Genomic DNA, 16,894 nt, shown 5'->3' on the forward strand with positions numbered 1-16,894 from the left:
TGCTACGCTTGTCGTACGCTTCGGCGGGAGCATGACTCCCCACCAGCCACAGCGCCCCGCCCTGATCGGCGGGTTCTTTATGGCCACAGGAAGCCGACGCTGAGGCAGGCTGGGCTGGCCCCAACGCGGACTATGTGGACACAGGCAAGCTGGAGTTGTTCTGATGCGGACGTTCGCACTGGTCAATCTTGACCGTGAGGGTGGCGCCGTGCCAGAGAATGTGCAACGGTGGATGCAGCAGCCGGGGGTGTGGTTGCTGGGCGACCTGGAAGGCCCGTTTGACGTGACCTTGGCTCGGGACGTGGCTGAGGCGTTTGCCAGCAACGTGCATGAGGATTGGGAGGACCCCACCACTTGTGATTTCGTGGTGTGAGAGGAGGGGCAGCCAGAGCTCAAGTTCCAGGTCAAAGTTGAGCCCGCTTTCTCCGGCGCTGCTGAACCCTGGGTGGTGCCCGCATGAGCCCGACCCGCATCCTCCCTCAAACCCGCAACGTGACGGTCTCTGAGGCCGACAGCATCATTGCCCGCCACGCCAAGCGCCGCAACATGAACCCCGCATCTGCAGGTCGGCCCTGGGTAAAGACGGTCTGAAGACTGCCGAGGGGCTGCTGCGGCAGGACGCGGGGCGCTATTTCCTGAGCACGCCGGGGCGTGGGGCGTGAGCGGGCTGGTGGTACAGGCCGATAACCACGTACTCCCCCGCACGTGGGGAGAACATCAATTCCACTGGGGCCAACTGGTACCAAACGTCGTGCAACACCGTACCGAACTTGTGGGCTGGGCCGTTCGCGACTGCCTGCTCGAACGCCTCCGCAAATTGACGCGAATCCACAGCGATCAAGCCACAGATCTCCGTGCCCCCGGGCCGAGCACGCATGACGTTCGCAATAGAGGGGGCATCAAAGTCTGCAAGATCCACTGTAGTGAACTGATCTTCGGACTTCAGATCCAAGTCCTGGCCGGTGAAAGCATTGATCTGATAGCAAGGCACTTCAATTTTCATGCCCTGGGGGAAAGAGGTGCGGCGGGTGCGGTACATGCGGCGTACCCTAACGTCCTCTGTAGGAAGCAAACCCCGCTCTCCCCCCCATTGCTTGCCCATAGGGCTATACGTCTTCAGGGGCCAGGGCTAGCGGTACAGGCCCACGACCACGAATTGCCCTGCCTGTGGGGAATGGCCCTTCCACCGCAATCAACAGGTACCAGTCGTCTTCCAGCAGGGCGCCGCACCTGCGCGAGGTGTGGTCGGTCATCACATGGTGAAGCGCCTGCTCGAAGACGTCAGCGTCCACCGCGATCAACCCCTTCAGTTCCCAGCCCTCCGCCCGCACCTCCAGGGCACAGGCAAGAGCGTGGGTGTCCATCGCCGCGAAATCCACTACCCTCTGCCGGGGTTCCCGGATCAATTCCAGGCTCTGGTCAGGGGAAACCTCAATCCGGTAGCCGGGCAGCTCGACGGTCTGACCTGGAGGGAAGGGCGTGTGGCTGGGGCGGTACATGCGGCCTACAGTAGCCCGCCTCACCTCAAAAAACATATGGCGCACACTTCACCCACTGCACCGAGAACAGTTGGCCCTGAGCAGACGCCTTCAGCGGTACAGGCCGACAACCACGAACGGCCCTGCCTGTGGGGGCACGTGCCATTCAATCGGGGCCAGCAGATACCACTCGTCTCCGAGCACAGCCCCGAACTTGCGCGAGGTGTGGGTGGCCATGGCGTCCTGAAGGGCTTGGGCGAACCGCACGGCATCCACGGCGATGAGGCCCCGGATCTCCCAACCTTCCGGCTGAATATCTGTGGCGCAGGCGACAGCGCGGGCATCAAGGGTGGGAAATTCCACCCGCACGCGGCGCACTTCCTGAGTCAGCTCCACCTTGTTGCCCGGAGCAGCCTCAATCCGGTAGCGAGGCACTTCGACAGTCTGGCCTCTGGGGAAGGTCGTGCGGCGGATGCGGTACATGCGGCCTACGGTAACCTTTTGCACGCTGAAAAATCCACAGGATCAGCTGACACAACCCAGAGCGGCGGGGCATACCGGGCGTCAGAAAGCATCTACGCCACTCTTTGGGGGTGCGGTATGACGGCTGCCCCTGTTCTGCGCTGGCCCAGTGCCAAGTGGCGCATCGCGGAGTGGGTCTGCGGCCATCTGCCCGCCCACGACTGCTATGTCGAACCCTTTTTTGGGTCTGGCGCGGTCTTCTTCAGTAAAGAGCCGACCCGCGTGGAAGTCATCAATGACCTCGATCAGAACGTGGTGACTTTGTTCCGGGTATTGCGTGAGCAGGGCGCGGCTCTGGCGGGGATGCTCTCTGTCACGCCCTGGGCAGAAGGCAAGTACCGCGATGCCCACCTGAGACTCCAGCAGCCTGACCTCACCGACCTCGAACGCGCCCGCTGCCTGATCGTCGCCAGTTGGTAGCAGATTGGCCGCCGCCCGCTAACGGTTCGCAGCAGCTGGCGCTTTCGGGATGTGGCGGGACAGTCTCCTGTCACGACCTGGCAGATTCTGCCTGAGCGAGTGCTGCAAGCGGCTGCTCGCCTGAAAGACGCCCAAATCAGCGAGATGCCCGCTGTCAAGCTGATTGCCCAGACGCAAGGCAAGGACGCGCTTCTGTACGTTGATCCACCGTATTTGCGGGAGATCCGCAGTGGCTCTCGGATGTACGAGCATGAAATGCAGAGCCGAGAGCAGCACGACGAACTGCTGGACGTGCTCCGCACCCACCTCGGCAACGTGTCAAGTAGCCCAAGATATAACCGAGTTTTCCAAGGACAAGCGTGCCAGCGATGGCTTGCAGTCTCAGTGTAGAAACTGTCAACGCGCCCGCGTGCGCCGCAGTGCTGAGCAAGATCGCTTGAGCCGGAAACACTGGCGAGACGCCAACCTTGAAGCTCAGCTGGAATCCTTGGCGGGCGAGGAATCAGCCGGGGACAATTCGCAGCAAGATCGGAAATCGAAGGAACGGAACTGGAAGGTTCGTCAAAACGACCTCCAAGTGAAGCAACTGCTTGATCTGGGACGGCTGACAGTGCAATTGGACACTGGCTTGGTCTATGCAGTCCAATCAAAAACTCCTCTGAAAGCCATTGGTGCTCTGCAACCTCACGGCTACCTCAGAGCTTGCCTGAGCAATAAAGACCAGCGGGTGATGGTTTTGGTACACCGAATCGTCTGGAGTGCGGCCCATAGCCTTCCGCCACTTGGGCAACAGATTAACCACCGAGACGGCTGCAAAACCAGCAATGCTCTGCCTAATTTGGAGCTGGTTTCACCTGCCGAGAACAACGCCCACGCCCGAGAGACGGGCCTATGGGAGCCCCAAGAGGGTCTAGCCAATGGTTTCGCCAAGTTGTCTCAACAGCAATTTGATGAGGCGCGTGCCTTGAGTCAGACGGGCGTTAAAACAGCTGAAATTGCTCAATTACTGGGCGTAAGCAAAGGCTACATGGGCCGAATCTTGGCCGGTACAGCCCGGAGGAATTCACCGTGAATCTTTTCTTTTGCCTCAGCAACAGCGTATGTCCGCAGCTCGCAGAAATCCTTACGCGTGCCCAACTCAGTGCTGTCTTGCCTGAAACGGCGGACTGATGTTCCATGCCCCTGCCGCGCCTTGCCCCACTTGCGCCGAGCGGACACGCCGCCAAACCGAGGCGCGTGAAATGCTGGCCAAGCTCACACCCTGGGAGCTGAACGTGGTGCGGTTGGTGGCTGAAGGGCTGACCAACAACGAAGTCTCGGTTCGGCTCAACCGCTGCATTATTGGTACTCCGTTGACTTTTGAGAAGAATGCCCTTGTGGACGGCATTGAGGTGACGTAGAGCGAGAGGGGCTGCCCTTGCGCCACAGACCTGAGCAACGCGAGCAGGGTCTTGGGTGGCTCAGCTGTGGTGAAGGCACGCCACGCTCGCCAGATCCAGACAAAGGGTTCCAAATAGCACCGGACACGACGCAGAGCAGCACGCCAAGTCGGCGGCTGTTCAGCCGCCGCTGAGGGTGGGTGATCGTCGTGCGGCGCTGTCGTGGGATCTTTATCTATCGGCTGTGACGCTTCCCAATACAAGAAACAGAACGCGACGCAGACGAGGTTTCAATGGCGTCGGAGGGCCAGGTCGGAGCGTGCTTGACCGTGTGTCCAGCCCAAATGCTGCTTGACCTCGCGGTAGGCTTGCTCAATTCGGGGCCGCCGGGCATAGAGCAAAGCGATCTCCAACAGCGTCGCTGGCGGCGTCTTGGCGTGCCACACCATGGTGTCTTGTTCACCCTCGCGGAGATTAGAAATCAGGTATTCCGTGCGGTCTTCTGGCAACGCCACCGGATCTGGCGTGACCACAATCAGCCGAAAGATCTGGTGCGGCCCAAAGGGGCCGCCCTGAAGCTCAGCGACCCATTTGATTTCTTGATGTCCATCGGCATACGTGCGCACGAGAGGTTGCCAAGCCTCTGGCGCTGCGTGCAGCGCCAGTTCCAGGGCACTCCCTGGCTGGTCTGCGGTATGCCACCACGTGTGGGATGCGGGCAGGGCCAACACGAAGGGAATGTGTTGACGGATCGGGTGGGTCTGGAAGACCTCGTTTTGCCCGTAGAAGCTCTCTGCAACCACTGCCCGATACGGCCAATCGACCCGGACAGCATCAATGGGGTCAATGGCAAGTTGGGGCTTGGTTTTGAATGCCGGATCATTCGTCTTGCGTTCAAAATGATGGGCTGGTGTATACGGCACAAATTTGAGGGGGACATACGCATGTGGCGTGTCATACAGCACATGAACGGTCACGATGCCCGAGTCGACCTTGCCCAAACTTCCCAAGTACTGGCGACCCACATGCGCGGTGTGCGTGCCGTATTTCCGGTCGCCTGTTTCGTCAATCACCAGCACCGCGCCGTCACACGGCGCGGTGCTGGCAAGCGTTCGCAGCATCGCTAAGCGCAGGTGATTCAACTCTTCCAGATCCCAAGTGCTCTCAGACAAGAACCACTGAACACGATGTGCGTCTTTGTGTCGGCTGCCCGCTTGACCCGGTTCGGTATTCGCCAGGCCCGTCGCTGTTTTGTGACGTTCCGTTCCCAGGAGAAGACCTTGCAGATACGTTCGAAACGTGGCTTGCTGTGTGGGACGCGTAAACGCCGCGTCGAACAGCTGGCAGTACTGCTCCAACGGTTCAGGAATGAGCTGCTGGGTGTCCATTCCCTAGCTTGCACCCGTTCCATGAGTCAACGGAGTACCAATAAAAGTCGGATAGAGCGTGGTTTGCTCCCATGAGCAGAGTTGCACATGTATATTAATACCGTTAAGATCAGACTTAATTTCCCCCTCCGTTTGTGTATAGGGCTACGGTTATCTTGTCGAATTTAGCCTTTTCAATCGTAGTTAATATTACGCTGAGTTGGATAGTGGCTAGGGAACCACTTAATGCCGTAGAGGTTAGCATGCATGTAATCCTAAAGGCGATCTGTGAAGGTGAGCCCGAACATGGGAGCAATCTTTATTCGGCCCTATCCCAACCGAATGGGGCCGACGACCGTTGGGGTGCTTATTGCCTCTTTTTACAAGGGCAACTGTTGCCAGCTAAAGATCTTCTGCTGCGTGCCAAGGCTAAAGGAGAGCAGGGGGCAAGTGTGGAACTTGCGACAGTTCTCCGACATCTAGGGGAACCCAAAGCTGCATGGCAAGAACTAGACAATCTCTCTCGATCCGATCTGGCTCAAATGGATCAGGCACTCATGGCTCGGGAGGCGGGGGCCTTGTATTTGTACCATGGTCAATTGGATCGCGCGCGCTGGGAATTGGAAGAAGCTTGGCGCATCACGGTGGCCATGAATGAGGCCGGTCAGCCTCTGGTTAGTCCGGTAGCGCAACTGCTCGGGTATGTTTACGGCCTTCTCGGGCGTGAGGCAGCTGCCCTTCACTACGCGTCTGTGGCTATTTCTGTAACAACAGGATCTAAGCGGCTTCAGCCGCTTCTCACTCGCGCGCAACTGCTTATCTACGCTGGCCAATATAGGGAAGCGGAGACAGATTTAAATGAGGCGTGTGCCTGCCAGGCCAGAAGACTACCCTACCAAGAGTACCTTACGGGCATCCTGAAGCGGGCACAAGGTCAGTGGGCTGCTGCGTTGGAAAGTTTCGAACAGGCCGTGCAGACTTCAAAGCTCCAGGGCGAACTGTGTACTGAGTTTCTAGCTGCTTTGGGTGCAGCAACTGTTCTTACCGTACAGCATGACTTTTCCAAGGCCGCTGCACACATAGAACGTGCCTCTCGCTTGCCCTCAAACAGTTGGGAGCGTACGCTGTTGACCTTACGACAGGGGTATTGGCAGGCAGCTCAGGAAGAGGCACAGGCTGTAGCGACGTTGACTCAAGCCCGAGATAACTTCGCTACCCTGGATCTACCTCGTGAAACGGCATGGGCCGAACTGCACCTTGCTGAGAGCTTGGCAGACCGTAGTATGGGTGCTTCTCTCTCGTCTCTAAAGCGTGCCATACAGTTGAGTCATGCCGTGGGGAGTGTGGCTGCACTTGTGCCAGAGTTGCGCTTACTCCCGCGGGTGACTGCATTGGTAGTCAGTAAGCAAGATGATTCAGATCTTGCCACGCTACGGAATGTTTGGATGCGGGTAACAGGAAACCAGCCTTTTCAAATTCGTCTAGTTACTCTAGGTAATGCTTATCTGGAGGTTGATGGCACGGAAGTTCCACTGGGCTTGAAACGCACAGTTGAGCTACTGGCGTATCTTCTAGCTCGGGGGCCGGCAAAGCGAGAACAGATTTTGACTGCGATGTGGCCAGATGACGATCCAAGACGCACCAGCAATTACTTTCATCAAGCTAAGCACGAGTTGATGCTTTCAGTACCTTATTTACGCGTGACCTATCATAAAGAGAGTCGCGAATACGCCATTGAGTGCGAGGGAGCTAATTTTGAGTGGGATGCTGCACGCCTCCGGAGTGCCCTCATTTGCTACGACGATGAGCAACTCACACATGCTTTAGAAGAATATACGGGTTCGTTTCTGCCAGACGCAGCAACTGAGTGGGTGCGTGAGGAGCGTGATGCGATAGAACGGCAGATGATTAGCGTGGGTTTGCGGCGGCTAACCCAGCTGAGTGCTGCTGGAGACTACGCCCATTGTAAGAAGCTTGCTCAAGGTCTACTGAAATTTGTTCCCGTCGAGGTTGACCTAGCTGAACACTTGTTAACGGCGATTCTCAATCTTGATGGTCCGATCGGGGTACGAGCTACATTCAAGAGCTTGGAACAGTGGGTGCAGCGCGAACTAATTGAGCGGCCTCGCTGGATGAAAATTTGTAACAGCCTTCCTATTTCAATGCACGACTAAGTACATCCTTGTTAAGTTTTAGATCAGGGTGGCTCCGAGGGCTTGGAGAGCGATCAACAAGGCCGCTTGGAGTTCACTGACCGTGTCGTAACAGCGCCGAGGCATTAGAAATCCTTTCAGCTTGCGCCAGGTCGTTTCAATGCGATTGAGCATGGGGCAGTACGGCGGGAGGTATCGAAGCAGCAGCCCTTTGGCCGCCCAGATCGGCTCTCGTGCTCGAATGACCTTGCTGCGATGGAATGAGGCGTTGTCTAAAATCACGACCGTCAACCGTGCTGTGCCTGAACGACGCTGCGCGTCGTCAGACTGTTCAGCGAGGGTGTCGAGATACGCGGTGACATCATCTTGCGTGCAGGACGCTGTCAACTGTCGCACCGCCAAGTGCTCACCTTGGGCGTCCACGGCGAGCGTACCGATCAAGTTGAGTCGTCCTTGAGATCCCCAGCGCGTGGGGACTTTGAACTGCCGGCCGGAACCGCGTGGGAACCAAGAGTTGCCGACCGACAGCATCAGCGACAGACCGGTCTGGTCTAAAAACTTGAGGGTGAGTTTGCCGTCCAGTGCCCCTTTTTTAGGGTCTCAATCGACGCCTGATGCTCATGAATGACATCCGGGTCAGGCACCTGACCCGGGGCGTAGCGTCCCCGCTTCCACGAATAGCCCAAGGCCAGGAGTCGAACGCGAACCGCGTCTCGACTGACCGTGATCCCGAAGCGCTCTTGGAGCGCTTCGGCGAGGAGGTCGCTGTTCCAGAGCCGTTGCTCCGCCAGTCGCTCCTGAAGATACTGATCCAGTTCTGGAGTGATCCGGCGCGGCGGCCCCGAAGACCGGCCGTCCATCAATCCAGGGAGTCCCTGCTGTTCATAGCGATCCAGATCGTTGTGAACGCTTTGTGGGTTGCGCCCGAAATGCTGTGCCAGGCGCGGTACGGTCATTCCACTGGCGTTCAGACGGACAATGCTCGCTCGCAAACGAACTTTGACGTTGATCCCAGCGCCCAGTTCTAGCCTGCGCAGGGCCACGTCTTCTTCGGAACTCAGCGACAGATGTCGGGCTGGAGGAGTCATTCCTCAAAGCTTAGCAAGCATATACTTAATGGGAGTCGTTTGAGATTCCCCCCTCGGTCGGTCCACTCTAGTTGCAACGAAAGCGTACCTCAGCCCGCCTGTTTCAGGCGGGCGTACTCATTGGGAGAGCGATCATCCAGGGAACTGTGTGGACGAACCTCGTTGTCATCCTGACGCCAAGCCGCGACGATCAAGCGGGCATGAGACAGCGTCTGGAACCAGTGGAGGTTCAGACATTCATCTCGAACCCGGCCGTTGAAACTCTCGATATAAGCGTTCTCGACAGGCTTTCCAGGTCGGTTGAAATGCTGGATGATGCCGCGTTCGTGTGCCCACTGATCCAGCACCTTGCAGATGAATTCTGGGCCATTGTCTGTGACCATCATGGTTGGCTGAGCGCGCTCAGCCAACACCGCCGTAAGCAACCGGGCCACATCCGCACCTGTGATGGAGGTGCCAACATGCATCAACACGCACTCCCGCGTGAAGTCGTCTACGACGTTCAGGACGCGAAACCGTTGACCTGAAGCCAACTGGTCGGACATAAAATCCATGCTCCACCTTGGATTGGCCGCAGAAACCCCTGGTTTCTGCCCCCGTTCACCAGCCACCAGCTTCTTGCGAACCTTGCGCCTGACCGATAGGCCCTCGACTCGATAAATCCGGTAGATCCGCTTGTGGTTTACTCTGTACCCTTCACGCCGCAGCATCACATGGAGGCGACGGTAGCCGAAACGAGGTCGTTCGCCTGCCAACTCGCGCAGACGAGTCTTCAGTGCCTGGTCTTTTTCCTCTCCAGGGCTGTTGTGCCGCCCAGTGGATCGCCAGAAGCCCAACTGACGACACGCCCGGCGTTCGGTCACCCCGAACCGCTCTCGGACAAAGCCCACCATCTCCCGCTTCAATGGCGTCTTGGACTGTGGAGTCGCCTCGGGGTTCACCACTTTTGTGCCACCACCTCCTTCAGAACCTGGTTGTCCAGCGAAAGGTCGGCCACCAGCTTCTTCAGACGGCGATTTTCCTCCTCCAGGAGACGAGGGCCGTTTGGTTTCGTCTTTCGTCATCTCCCCGTACTTCGCTTCATGACCCCTCCAGAATTGCCCATCTTGTCGCAATTGGAGTGGACCGAGAACTTGGGGTCACGTCACAGGGCGTTCCGGCCAAGAGCCAAGATGCGGATCCGATTTCGTCTCTTCTTGCTACTCGCCCACCTATAAGCAGCTGAGCCACGCCAGGGTGACTAACTCGAACAGGCGCTCCACCCGCTTAATGTCCGTGACTCCAGTTCGCTCCAGATCGAACCCCCGCATCTGTTGCGAGCTGAAGGTCCATTCGATGGACCAGCGAAGCTGATAGAGCTTCCCTGTTTCCCAGACGCCAACATCTGTCGCAATGATGACGAGGTCGCCCGCGGGTGACCTCGTTGCCACGACCCACATCCGTTCGCCGAACACTTCGGTCTTCTCCGCAATCATCCGAAATGGCCCGGGGCGAAGATGTTGGAACCAGTCATTTGCTAAGAGCTCCTCCAGCAGGATGTCCTTCTAGATCCGAACCGCTCGACGAATGCCCTTCAGTCGAAGAAAACGAAACCACTCGGCGCCGATGAACTCAGGGTCCGCAACCAGGCCCTTGCAGCGTCGCGCTGCAAGGGCCTCCATCAACTTGCAGACCACCCACATCCGCGCCCTAGTCTCACTGTTGCCCATGTGATCGAGTGCGACCATATCCAGGGGTTGGGGTAAACCCGTGGACGACCGCACCCAGGACGAGCAAGTTGACAGGGGATACCCCATGTTTCCAAGTCGTCCGGTCCAAGCTCATCAGGATCTTACCGGGGGAGCTGAACCAGCAGTAGTGCCAGGAAGACCTACGTGGTGAGGTGCGCATCGTGGACGGCATGTTCCACGCGCCGTTATTTAGCTTCCGGTGAGCTGGAACCGGGTAGGTGACGACCAAGGTTGCGGTGATTGACGCTCTCCGCCGTGATCATGGCGAGGACGACTTGGGCAGCACGCTGAAGGGTGTCGGTTCGGAGAGCAGGTACACAAGCTTTGAACTGGGCGGTGAATTCGGTCGCTGAGTGGGAAGCGGGTGTCGATGGCATCGCACTTCAACACACCGCCGTTGACTCTCTCCGTCGAGGGACAAAGGGAAAATCTTCTTTCATGCCGTCCAGCACGACTAAAGAGTGAAATTGTCAGCCGCTGAGGTCGGCCGATGCTAAGTGTGAAGGTGCTTTGGACTAAGTGAGTGAAAACACTTGCTTTTCTACAGTGGGACGAAGGCACATACACGGAGGAAATGATATGACTCGGCGGAGAAGTCACTGGCTACTTGTGTTACTTGGCATGAATCTAATCTCCTCAGCTCTTGCTGAAGGCGGAGGTGCAGTGGGTGGCGGAGGTCTTCGCGTAAAGCGGCAATGTCAAGACAATACATATGTAGCATGTAAAATTCACTTTCCTCAATGCTCGATCTAGTGTTTGAGCACTCAATAGTTGACTTGAGTGGCCTGTTTTGAATTGGTGCGAGAGTGATGACTTACATGAGAGGGCAACCTAAAAAGACGTAGGGGGTGAACATCATTCCGCAAAATGTGGAGAGGAGGTCTCCTCTCGATTTGATGATGGACTCGAATGTTATCTATGGGCCGCGCGGACCTCCGTACAGAAAAATTGCCATCAAACAGCACGCGTCCACGCCTCGACCCTTTATGAACGTTCGCAAGCACGCTTGAAAGGTCAGAGAACGACATTAGGAGGAACAATCATGTCAGATGATCAACAGGGTTCAAAGTCTTCCGGCCAGTCTCCTGCCAGCACATCGAGTGATAGCACTGGCGGTGGCCAGCCACAGGGGGCTTCCTTCCTTGCCTCCATTGCTCCCAATGGTCAGGCGCCGCAAGGGGTAATGATCGCTGGATATTTGAGTGACAGCGGCCAGGGTGGGCGGACTAAATTGTACCTTGACCCCAATGCGAATACGGCAGTCGAGTTCGACCCGGCCGATATGGTAACCAGTCAAGAGTTACAGGGTAATGCGCTGCCCGGCTACACAGCGGTCTGGCTGCGTCCGAGCGCCACGGTTACCTATATTCAGATGCAGTCTCAATCCGTGAGTTCGTTTCTGCAAGGAACCATGGTCTCGAACGCAATGGGACAGGCAGGAGCGCAGGGGCTAGACACGGGGGGTGGAGCAGCTGGGGGAATGGCACCCGCTTTCCTCTCGATCTTTGGGTGCAGCGGGGGCGGCGGCTTTAGCCCTACCCGGTACGATTCCTTCTTCTGGTGTAGAAGCCGTTTTGCGTGTAACCCACAGTCGCTTTCCTGCTTGTGTTAAGGCACTTTTCAAAGCGGCTACGATGATTAGGGCCACATTGCGGTCACCCTTCTCAAACTTTCAAGAGTTTGCACTACACCATAGATAAAGGTTCTATGGCTGATGCGTCCTCTTGAACCCTAGTGCAGGTCGGCGGTCCAGCCTGCGCTAGGGCCTTTCTCACAGGAATGTTGAGGCATCTATGCTAACGGAGAGCACGGTCATCCCGTATCTACTGCGCTGTGGTCTTATTCAGCATGCCGCCATCGTGGACGGCGATGTGATGGTGGTAAACGCATCTCGCCGCAACCGCAACTTTCAAGTCATCAGTCGGTATGGCCCGAGTTTTTTCCTTAAGCAGGGGCTCAGGCAAGATGACATTGTCTCACCTTCTCGGGAAGCTCAGGTGTACCGGGCATTTGAAAATCTCTCCAATTTCGAAGCACTTCACGCTCATCTGCCTCGGATGCATGCTTTCGATCCTGACGAAGATCTGCTCATCGTGGAACTGCTGGCCCATACAGAAAACCTGCGTGAGTATCACCGCCGCACGGGCCGATTTTCCACTTCACTGGCGGCTTCCCTGGGTGATGTGCTGGGCATCCTCCACGGCTCGTCCGACCGATCTCTTCAGTCTCTGACTGGTCTCGTTGCTCCTGAACCCGCAGCGTTTTACCTTTACCGTCCAGGTCTAGCGCTTCTGCGTGACTTTAGCCACGCCTGTATTGATCTAATCCAGATGATCCAACACTCCCCAGAGGTGTGCCGTTTTCTCGACGAAGTCAGGCAGGATTGGCGAGCGGAAGCGCCCATCCACCACGACGTGCGATGGGACAACATTCTTGTCGCTGCCGGGTCATCTCAGAAAGGAGCGAGGTCAGGCAAACGGCAGATCACATTGGTAGATTGGGAATCCTCAGGTCTGGGTGATCCCTGTTGGGATGTCGGTACTGTTTTTGGCGATTACCTGAGCTTCTGGTTGAGCTCTGTTCCAGTGGCAGGGAATGGGCCACCCGACCGCTATCTAAGCCTTGCACGTTACCCGCTTGAAAAAATTCAACCCGCAATTCGCGCGTTTTGGCACGCATATATACGCCGTTTGAAACTAACACCAGAGAAGGCAGAAGAATGGCTGGTACGCTCCTCTAAATATGCTGCCTTGAAACTGATTCAAACAGGCCTTGAGCAGGTTCAGCGGGCGTCCCAGTGGACCTTGACTTCCGTGTGTCACCTGCAACTCGGCATGAATGTGTCTCAGCGGCCGCGGGAAGGGAGTGTGGCGCTGATGGGTCTTTCCCATCTCGTGGGGGGAACAAGATGAGCGGCTATTTGGGGCAAGTGCAAGCAGTGGTGAACGCTATTGTGATCGACTCGCCCACTACTTTTTCTTGGTACGGCCAACGCTCCTCGCAATTACCTCTGCGGATTCGACGGTCCATCACTCCGGAAGTCGCCCGGGCACATTTACTCGCCACCTTACAGAATCAGCTGTATGGCAACTTCTACCAAATCGGTTTTGTCGCCCCTACCGTTTCAGATGGAGCGGGCCGTGATACAGACCACCTGGTGCCGCTTACGGAGGCTCTTTCAAAGGCCAACACAGGGCAGGGATGCTGGGAGCCAGGGTGGGAAGTAACGGGCTTAGAGCCAGGCTGGGTTATGGTGCAACGGCGGGGTTTGACTCTCCATGTATCGGAAGGCCAGTATTGTGTGCTTGACGGCAGACCTGCTGAGATAGGCGGCTCCGTCAGTGTGCGTCTGCCTCACGAATCATTTGAGGTATCCCCCGGCTTTTACATGGCACTTAGCGACCAGCCGCTTATTTGGGACGGTGATGAGACTCTTATACGGGTCTATTGGAACCTCAGACCTGAGGCAGCGGCACTGTTGGTGTCAAGCGTGACCACTCGGCTAAATGCTGAATCCATCGGGTTCCGGCTCAAAGTGCTTACCGCTCCCACCCAGTACCTTCGGTGTGACGCTGGCGTGCTCTACTTCCTAAAAAAAGATTATGCTCGAGCTGCTAGCCTGCTTCCGAACATCTGTCAGGAATTGGGAGAGGGGTTGAAGAAAGAAACGCCGAGCTTTACGAAAGTTCTGGCTTCTGGCGTGGGATTGGCCGAGGATCCAGGCCAAGGTGAAAGTTTTGGCCAGCACCGCTGCCAACTCTTGGCCGAAGGCTTAATTCGTGCTCACGAACGAAACCAACAAACTGTCCCTACCCGCCTTGAGACGGTGGTAGAGTGCTTCGCAGAATCTGGGATTGACTTACAACTTCCTTATCTCAGCGGCAAGTCCCATGACCTGTATGAACCTTGGTTTGTGCCTCCAGCAGTACCAACTGTGCGGATTCCTCTGCCTGCATCCACTTCCGTTGCTACAAGCGCAGCGTTCCTTGACACTGCCGATCAGCTTGCTCAACGCATCGTTCACGAAGCGGTGTGGCACCGTGACCACTGCAACTGGCTTGGCCTCGTGCCTAGGTCTGACGGAAAGGGCCATTTAGGCCTCACCTACGGTGCGATGGGATCCAATCTCTACGATGGTACGGCGGGCATTGCATTGTTCCTGGCGGAACTTGCTCTTCGCACCGGGGACTTAGCTACGCGCCGCACTGCACTCGGAGCAATACGCCAGGCGTTGCATGCTGCCGAGACCCTCCCCCCTGACAATGTCCTTGGGCTCTACACTGGTTGGACTGGAATTGCCCTCACTGCCACCCGCCTTGCTACCCTATTGGGCGAAGAAGATCTGCGGGAACGGGCGCACGCAGTGTGGCGCCGAGCGCTACAGGTACCCCGGAAGGTAGGAACTTTTGATCTGCTGTCTGGACGCGCTGGCGCGATCATTGCCCTTATCGCCTTGCATGCCCTGCTAGACGATCCACCAGCTTTAGAAGCCGCCATCCTGTTGGGGGACGAACTGTTGGTGTGTGCTCAGAAGTCGAAGTTGGGCCTTTCATGGCAGTCAGACACTGCCTTCGTTCACCCCAACTTGACAGGCCTATCTCACGGAACTGCTGGGGCAAGTTTAGCGCTCTTGGAGCTTTTCCAAGCTACAGGCAACCTCGCTTATCGGCAGGCGGCGGCAGGCGCATTTGACTACGAGCGGGCTTGGTTCTCGCCGGAGGAGGGTAACTGGCCGCATCTACAGGAGGAGCCGGTGCGCGGTACACGGCCTGGAACTAGGCTGCCCTTCCGTGTTCAATGGTGCCATGGAGCACCTGGAATTGCTCTCTCCCGGTTACGCGCCTACGAGCTCCTCGGCAGTGCAGTGTGCCGGGAAGAGGCGCTGATCGCACTGGACACCACATGGAGGGGTACGGTAGAAGCGCGGCGTAGTGGCTCCCTAAGTTTCTGTCTATGTCATGGTTTGAGTGGTAATGCGGAGGTGCTAACGGCTGGAGCACAAGCCATCGGGTGGCGCCCGGGTGAAGCGATGCAGCTTGCCTGGGACATCGCACAGGAGGGAATGGAAGCTTACAGTTCTCCAGGGCGGCTCTGGCCGTGCGGTATTCCCATCCCAGCCGCCGAGACATTAGGGCTGTTCTTAGGCCTTGCTGGCATCGGGCATTTCTATCTGCGAATGCATGACTCTACCGTGCCATCGATTCTCCTTCTTAGGCGCGAGGAATACGTCTCACGCTTGGACGACAGAGTTCCTTCCCGAAACTTCCATCCTCCTCAAGTAGATGCAAACCTAACCGTTCAACAACGCTGAGGTTCTCACCATGGATGAATTTATGATCGGTGAATCGCTGCCCGCGTTCCACGATGGGATGTTGCTCATCAAAATGAACAGCCAGGGACCGGCAGCGACAGCAATAGCGCAGGACACTGCTGGCGGAACAACATTTATGGCAGCGGTGGATAGAGTCTCGGCTGCGACGACTGGCTTAGCTGCGTTGTCCTTCTACGAACGGGCTGGATTGATCAGCCAGGTTGTGCCGCTGTCAGCGAATACCAACTACATGCAAAGTGCTGTAGCGACAACTATGGCCGCTGCTACTAACCAGGTGGCTGGAGATGACTTGGGCGGCGTGAGCATAGTGCAGCTGACCCAAGACCAGGAGGCGAATCAGCTGCACCGTATCCTTAGCAGTGACCCTAATGTGGCGTACATCTCGCGTGTTCCAACTCGTTATCTGCTTGCCAAGGCCACAGGCATTGTAGGAGGTATACCACCCGCGCCTACGCGGATGTGGAACCTGAACAGGATAGGGTGGGAGCCTAAGATCGTAGACGTAAATGAGGCCAAGAAAATTCGAGTGGGGGTCTTCGACACTGGAGTGGATGTCACTCACCCAGACCTCATGAAGGGCATCGCTAGGTATACCGTGGCCTACCCAGATTTACCCGGAAACGCCTCAGAGCAGGACATCGTTGGTCATGGTACTCATGTCACGGGTACGATTGGGGCAGGCATCAATGATGATGTGGGTATCAACGGCATTTGCCGCAGCCAGTTGCTGGTCTGGAAAATCTTTAACGATACTCCCACATACCTCCCCCGCGGCAATGTCTTTTGGTATCTCGTCGATCCCCTCCTGTACCGTCGGGCGTTGAATGACTGTTTACAAGGGAGTTTGGTGGACGTGCTCAATCTTAGTATTGGCGGCCCCCAGCCTCCAGATCAGTTAGAGCACGCTCTATACACCAAGTTGCTCGAAAGTGGGGTCACCATCGTGGCTGCAATGGGCAACGAACGTCAACAGGGAAGTCCCATCTCCTATCCTGCTGCGATTCCCGGAGTCATTGCCGTCGGCGCGACCGGATTGAATGACACTGTCGCTAGCTTCTCCAACGCGGGCAATCACATCACCCTATGTGCACCAGGAGTTGCCATATGGTCGACCGTTCCCACATATCCAGGCCAGGTTGGCTATCAGGCACTTCCTGGACCCGGTGGTGCTGCGCGCGGCCGCTCAATAGCTCGGGAAACGAACTATGCTGCATTTAACGGCACCTCTATGGCTGCGCCTCACGTTTCAGCAGCCGTCGCCCTCCTACTTGCGAAGGGTACGAAGCCCGCTGACGTCCTTGAACTCCTCAAGACTACTGCCGATCCTGTACCCGGAATGCGGGGACAAACTTGGCACCCGGATTACGGGGCTGGAAGGCTGAATCTGCGCCGCCTTCTCAGCGCATAGGCCGAATCTCGAATGAT

At 57.0% G+C, this 16,894-nt stretch carries 18 protein-coding genes; 10 read left to right on the top strand and 8 right to left on the bottom strand.

The window, feature by feature from the left end:
• Positions 1-163: 163 nt before the first annotated feature.
• A complete protein-coding gene (locus tag M1R55_RS18110; RefSeq protein WP_249394327.1) occupies positions 164-373 on the top strand; it encodes a hypothetical protein in 210 nt (69 codons plus the stop codon).
• A gap of 83 nt (positions 374-456) precedes the next feature.
• Positions 457-591: a hypothetical protein gene (locus tag M1R55_RS31775; RefSeq protein ID WP_256566014.1), complete on the top strand. Its 135-nt coding sequence runs from the start codon at positions 457-459 to the stop codon at positions 589-591.
• Positions 592-628: 37 nt separating this feature from the next.
• On the opposite strand, the gene M1R55_RS18115 is transcribed toward M1R55_RS31775, so the two are convergent.
• The 3 genes from M1R55_RS18115 to M1R55_RS18125 form a co-directional block, all read right to left on the bottom strand.
• Positions 629-1,039: a hypothetical protein gene (locus M1R55_RS18115; RefSeq protein ID WP_249394328.1), complete on the bottom strand. Its 411-nt coding sequence runs from the start codon at positions 1,037-1,039 to the stop codon at positions 629-631.
• 67 nt (positions 1,040-1,106) lie between these two features.
• Entirely contained in the window at positions 1,107-1,499 is a 393-nt protein-coding gene (locus tag M1R55_RS18120) for a hypothetical protein (RefSeq protein WP_249394329.1), read from the bottom strand.
• A 90-nt stretch (positions 1,500-1,589) separates the two neighbouring features.
• Positions 1,590-1,961 (bottom strand): hypothetical protein, encoded by a 372-nt coding sequence (locus M1R55_RS18125; RefSeq protein ID WP_249394330.1) that lies wholly within the window; start codon positions 1,959-1,961, stop codon positions 1,590-1,592.
• Between the two features lie 117 nt (positions 1,962-2,078).
• Here M1R55_RS18125 and M1R55_RS18130 point away from each other — a divergent pair, with 117 nt between their 5' ends.
• The 4 genes from M1R55_RS18130 to M1R55_RS18145 all read left to right on the top strand — a co-directional run bounded on the left by M1R55_RS18130 (position 2,079) and on the right by M1R55_RS18145 (position 3,820).
• The gene (locus tag M1R55_RS18130; protein ID WP_249394331.1) at positions 2,079-2,420 is read left to right on the top strand and encodes a DNA adenine methylase; all 342 of its coding nucleotides are present in this window, start codon (positions 2,079-2,081) and stop codon (positions 2,418-2,420) included.
• Positions 2,421-2,471: 51 nt separating this feature from the next.
• A complete protein-coding gene (locus M1R55_RS18135) occupies positions 2,472-2,810 on the top strand; it encodes a DNA adenine methylase (RefSeq protein WP_249394332.1) in 339 nt (112 codons plus the stop codon).
• Positions 2,811-2,829: 19 nt separating this feature from the next.
• Positions 2,830-3,492 carry an HNH endonuclease gene (locus tag M1R55_RS18140; RefSeq protein ID WP_249394333.1) on the top strand — a complete coding sequence of 221 codons (663 nt, stop codon included), beginning with the start codon at positions 2,830-2,832 and terminating at the stop codon, positions 3,490-3,492.
• Between the two features lie 97 nt (positions 3,493-3,589).
• Positions 3,590-3,820: a hypothetical protein gene (locus M1R55_RS18145; protein ID WP_249394334.1), complete on the top strand. Its 231-nt coding sequence runs from the start codon at positions 3,590-3,592 to the stop codon at positions 3,818-3,820.
• Between the two features lie 269 nt (positions 3,821-4,089).
• Here M1R55_RS18145 and M1R55_RS18150 read toward each other — a convergent pair whose 3' ends face one another.
• A complete protein-coding gene (locus tag M1R55_RS18150; protein WP_249394335.1) occupies positions 4,090-5,187 on the bottom strand; it encodes a transposase in 1,098 nt (365 codons plus the stop codon).
• A 242-nt stretch (positions 5,188-5,429) separates the two neighbouring features.
• On the opposite strand from M1R55_RS18150, the gene M1R55_RS18155 reads away from it, so the two are divergent.
• Positions 5,430-7,340 (top strand): transcriptional regulator, SARP family protein, encoded by a 1,911-nt coding sequence (locus M1R55_RS18155; protein ID WP_249394336.1) that lies wholly within the window; start codon positions 5,430-5,432, stop codon positions 7,338-7,340.
• An 18-nt stretch (positions 7,341-7,358) separates the two neighbouring features.
• Here the strand turns inward: M1R55_RS18155 and M1R55_RS18160 are convergent, their stop codons facing one another.
• From M1R55_RS18160 to M1R55_RS18175, 4 genes are all read right to left on the bottom strand, one after another.
• Complete coding sequence (locus M1R55_RS18160) at positions 7,359-7,850, bottom strand: transposase (RefSeq protein ID WP_249394337.1); 492 nt, start codon at positions 7,848-7,850, stop codon at positions 7,359-7,361.
• Between the two features lie 20 nt (positions 7,851-7,870).
• The gene (locus M1R55_RS18165; RefSeq protein WP_249394338.1) at positions 7,871-8,407 is read right to left on the bottom strand and encodes a helix-turn-helix domain-containing protein; all 537 of its coding nucleotides are present in this window, start codon (positions 8,405-8,407) and stop codon (positions 7,871-7,873) included.
• 89 nt (positions 8,408-8,496) lie between these two features.
• Entirely contained in the window at positions 8,497-9,351 is an 855-nt protein-coding gene (locus M1R55_RS18170; protein ID WP_249394339.1) for an IS3 family transposase, read from the bottom strand.
• Positions 9,352-9,618: 267 nt separating this feature from the next.
• On the bottom strand, positions 9,619-9,882 hold the full coding sequence (locus M1R55_RS18175) for a hypothetical protein (protein ID WP_249394340.1): 264 nt from the start codon (positions 9,880-9,882) through the stop codon (positions 9,619-9,621).
• Between the two features lie 2,048 nt (positions 9,883-11,930).
• Between M1R55_RS18175 and M1R55_RS18180 the strand changes: the two genes are divergently transcribed.
• Genes M1R55_RS18180 through M1R55_RS18190 form a run of 3 tightly spaced genes read left to right on the top strand, consistent with a single transcriptional unit; the run spans position 11,931 to position 16,877 of the window.
• Positions 11,931-13,049 (top strand): phosphotransferase family protein, encoded by a 1,119-nt coding sequence (locus tag M1R55_RS18180; protein ID WP_249394341.1) that lies wholly within the window; start codon positions 11,931-11,933, stop codon positions 13,047-13,049.
• On the top strand, positions 13,046-15,448 hold the full coding sequence (locus M1R55_RS18185) for a lanthionine synthetase LanC family protein (protein ID WP_249394342.1): 2,403 nt from the start codon (positions 13,046-13,048) through the stop codon (positions 15,446-15,448). Before M1R55_RS18180 ends, M1R55_RS18185 begins: the two co-directional genes overlap by 4 nt.
• Before the next feature lie 10 nt (positions 15,449-15,458).
• On the top strand, positions 15,459-16,877 hold the full coding sequence (locus M1R55_RS18190; protein WP_249394343.1) for a S8 family serine peptidase: 1,419 nt from the start codon (positions 15,459-15,461) through the stop codon (positions 16,875-16,877).
• Positions 16,878-16,894: the final 17 nt, after the last annotated feature.

The sequence above is a fragment of the Deinococcus sp. QL22 genome (genome assembly GCF_023370075.1).
GTDB lineage: Bacteria > Deinococcota > Deinococci > Deinococcales > Deinococcaceae > Deinococcus.

What these genes read in the sequence shown, in the direction of transcription:
- M1R55_RS18110 (WP_249394327.1), top strand. Translation starts at nt 164, where the DNA reads ATGCGGACGTTCGCACTGGTCAATCTTGACCGTGAGGGTGGCGCCGTG.
- M1R55_RS31775 (WP_256566014.1), top strand. Translation starts at nt 457, where the DNA reads ATGAGCCCGACCCGCATCCTCCCTCAAACCCGCAACGTGACGGTCTCT.
- M1R55_RS18115 (WP_249394328.1), bottom strand. Translation starts at nt 1,039, where the DNA reads ATGTACCGCACCCGCCGCACCTCTTTCCCCCAGGGCATGAAAATTGAA.
- M1R55_RS18120 (WP_249394329.1), bottom strand. Translation starts at nt 1,499, where the DNA reads ATGTACCGCCCCAGCCACACGCCCTTCCCTCCAGGTCAGACCGTCGAG.
- M1R55_RS18125 (WP_249394330.1), bottom strand. Translation starts at nt 1,961, where the DNA reads ATGTACCGCATCCGCCGCACGACCTTCCCCAGAGGCCAGACTGTCGAA.
- M1R55_RS18130 (WP_249394331.1), top strand. Translation starts at nt 2,079, where the DNA reads ATGACGGCTGCCCCTGTTCTGCGCTGGCCCAGTGCCAAGTGGCGCATC.
- M1R55_RS18145 (WP_249394334.1), top strand. Translation starts at nt 3,590, where the DNA reads ATGTTCCATGCCCCTGCCGCGCCTTGCCCCACTTGCGCCGAGCGGACA.
- M1R55_RS18150 (WP_249394335.1), bottom strand. Translation starts at nt 5,187, where the DNA reads ATGGACACCCAGCAGCTCATTCCTGAACCGTTGGAGCAGTACTGCCAG.
- M1R55_RS18155 (WP_249394336.1), top strand. Translation starts at nt 5,430, where the DNA reads ATGCATGTAATCCTAAAGGCGATCTGTGAAGGTGAGCCCGAACATGGG.
- M1R55_RS18160 (WP_249394337.1), bottom strand. Translation starts at nt 7,850, where the DNA reads ATGCTGTCGGTCGGCAACTCTTGGTTCCCACGCGGTTCCGGCCGGCAG.
- M1R55_RS18165 (WP_249394338.1), bottom strand. Translation starts at nt 8,407, where the DNA reads ATGACTCCTCCAGCCCGACATCTGTCGCTGAGTTCCGAAGAAGACGTG.
- M1R55_RS18175 (WP_249394340.1), bottom strand. Translation starts at nt 9,882, where the DNA reads ATGATTGCGGAGAAGACCGAAGTGTTCGGCGAACGGATGTGGGTCGTG.
- M1R55_RS18180 (WP_249394341.1), top strand. Translation starts at nt 11,931, where the DNA reads ATGCTAACGGAGAGCACGGTCATCCCGTATCTACTGCGCTGTGGTCTT.
- M1R55_RS18185 (WP_249394342.1), top strand. Translation starts at nt 13,046, where the DNA reads ATGAGCGGCTATTTGGGGCAAGTGCAAGCAGTGGTGAACGCTATTGTG.
- M1R55_RS18190 (WP_249394343.1), top strand. Translation starts at nt 15,459, where the DNA reads ATGGATGAATTTATGATCGGTGAATCGCTGCCCGCGTTCCACGATGGG.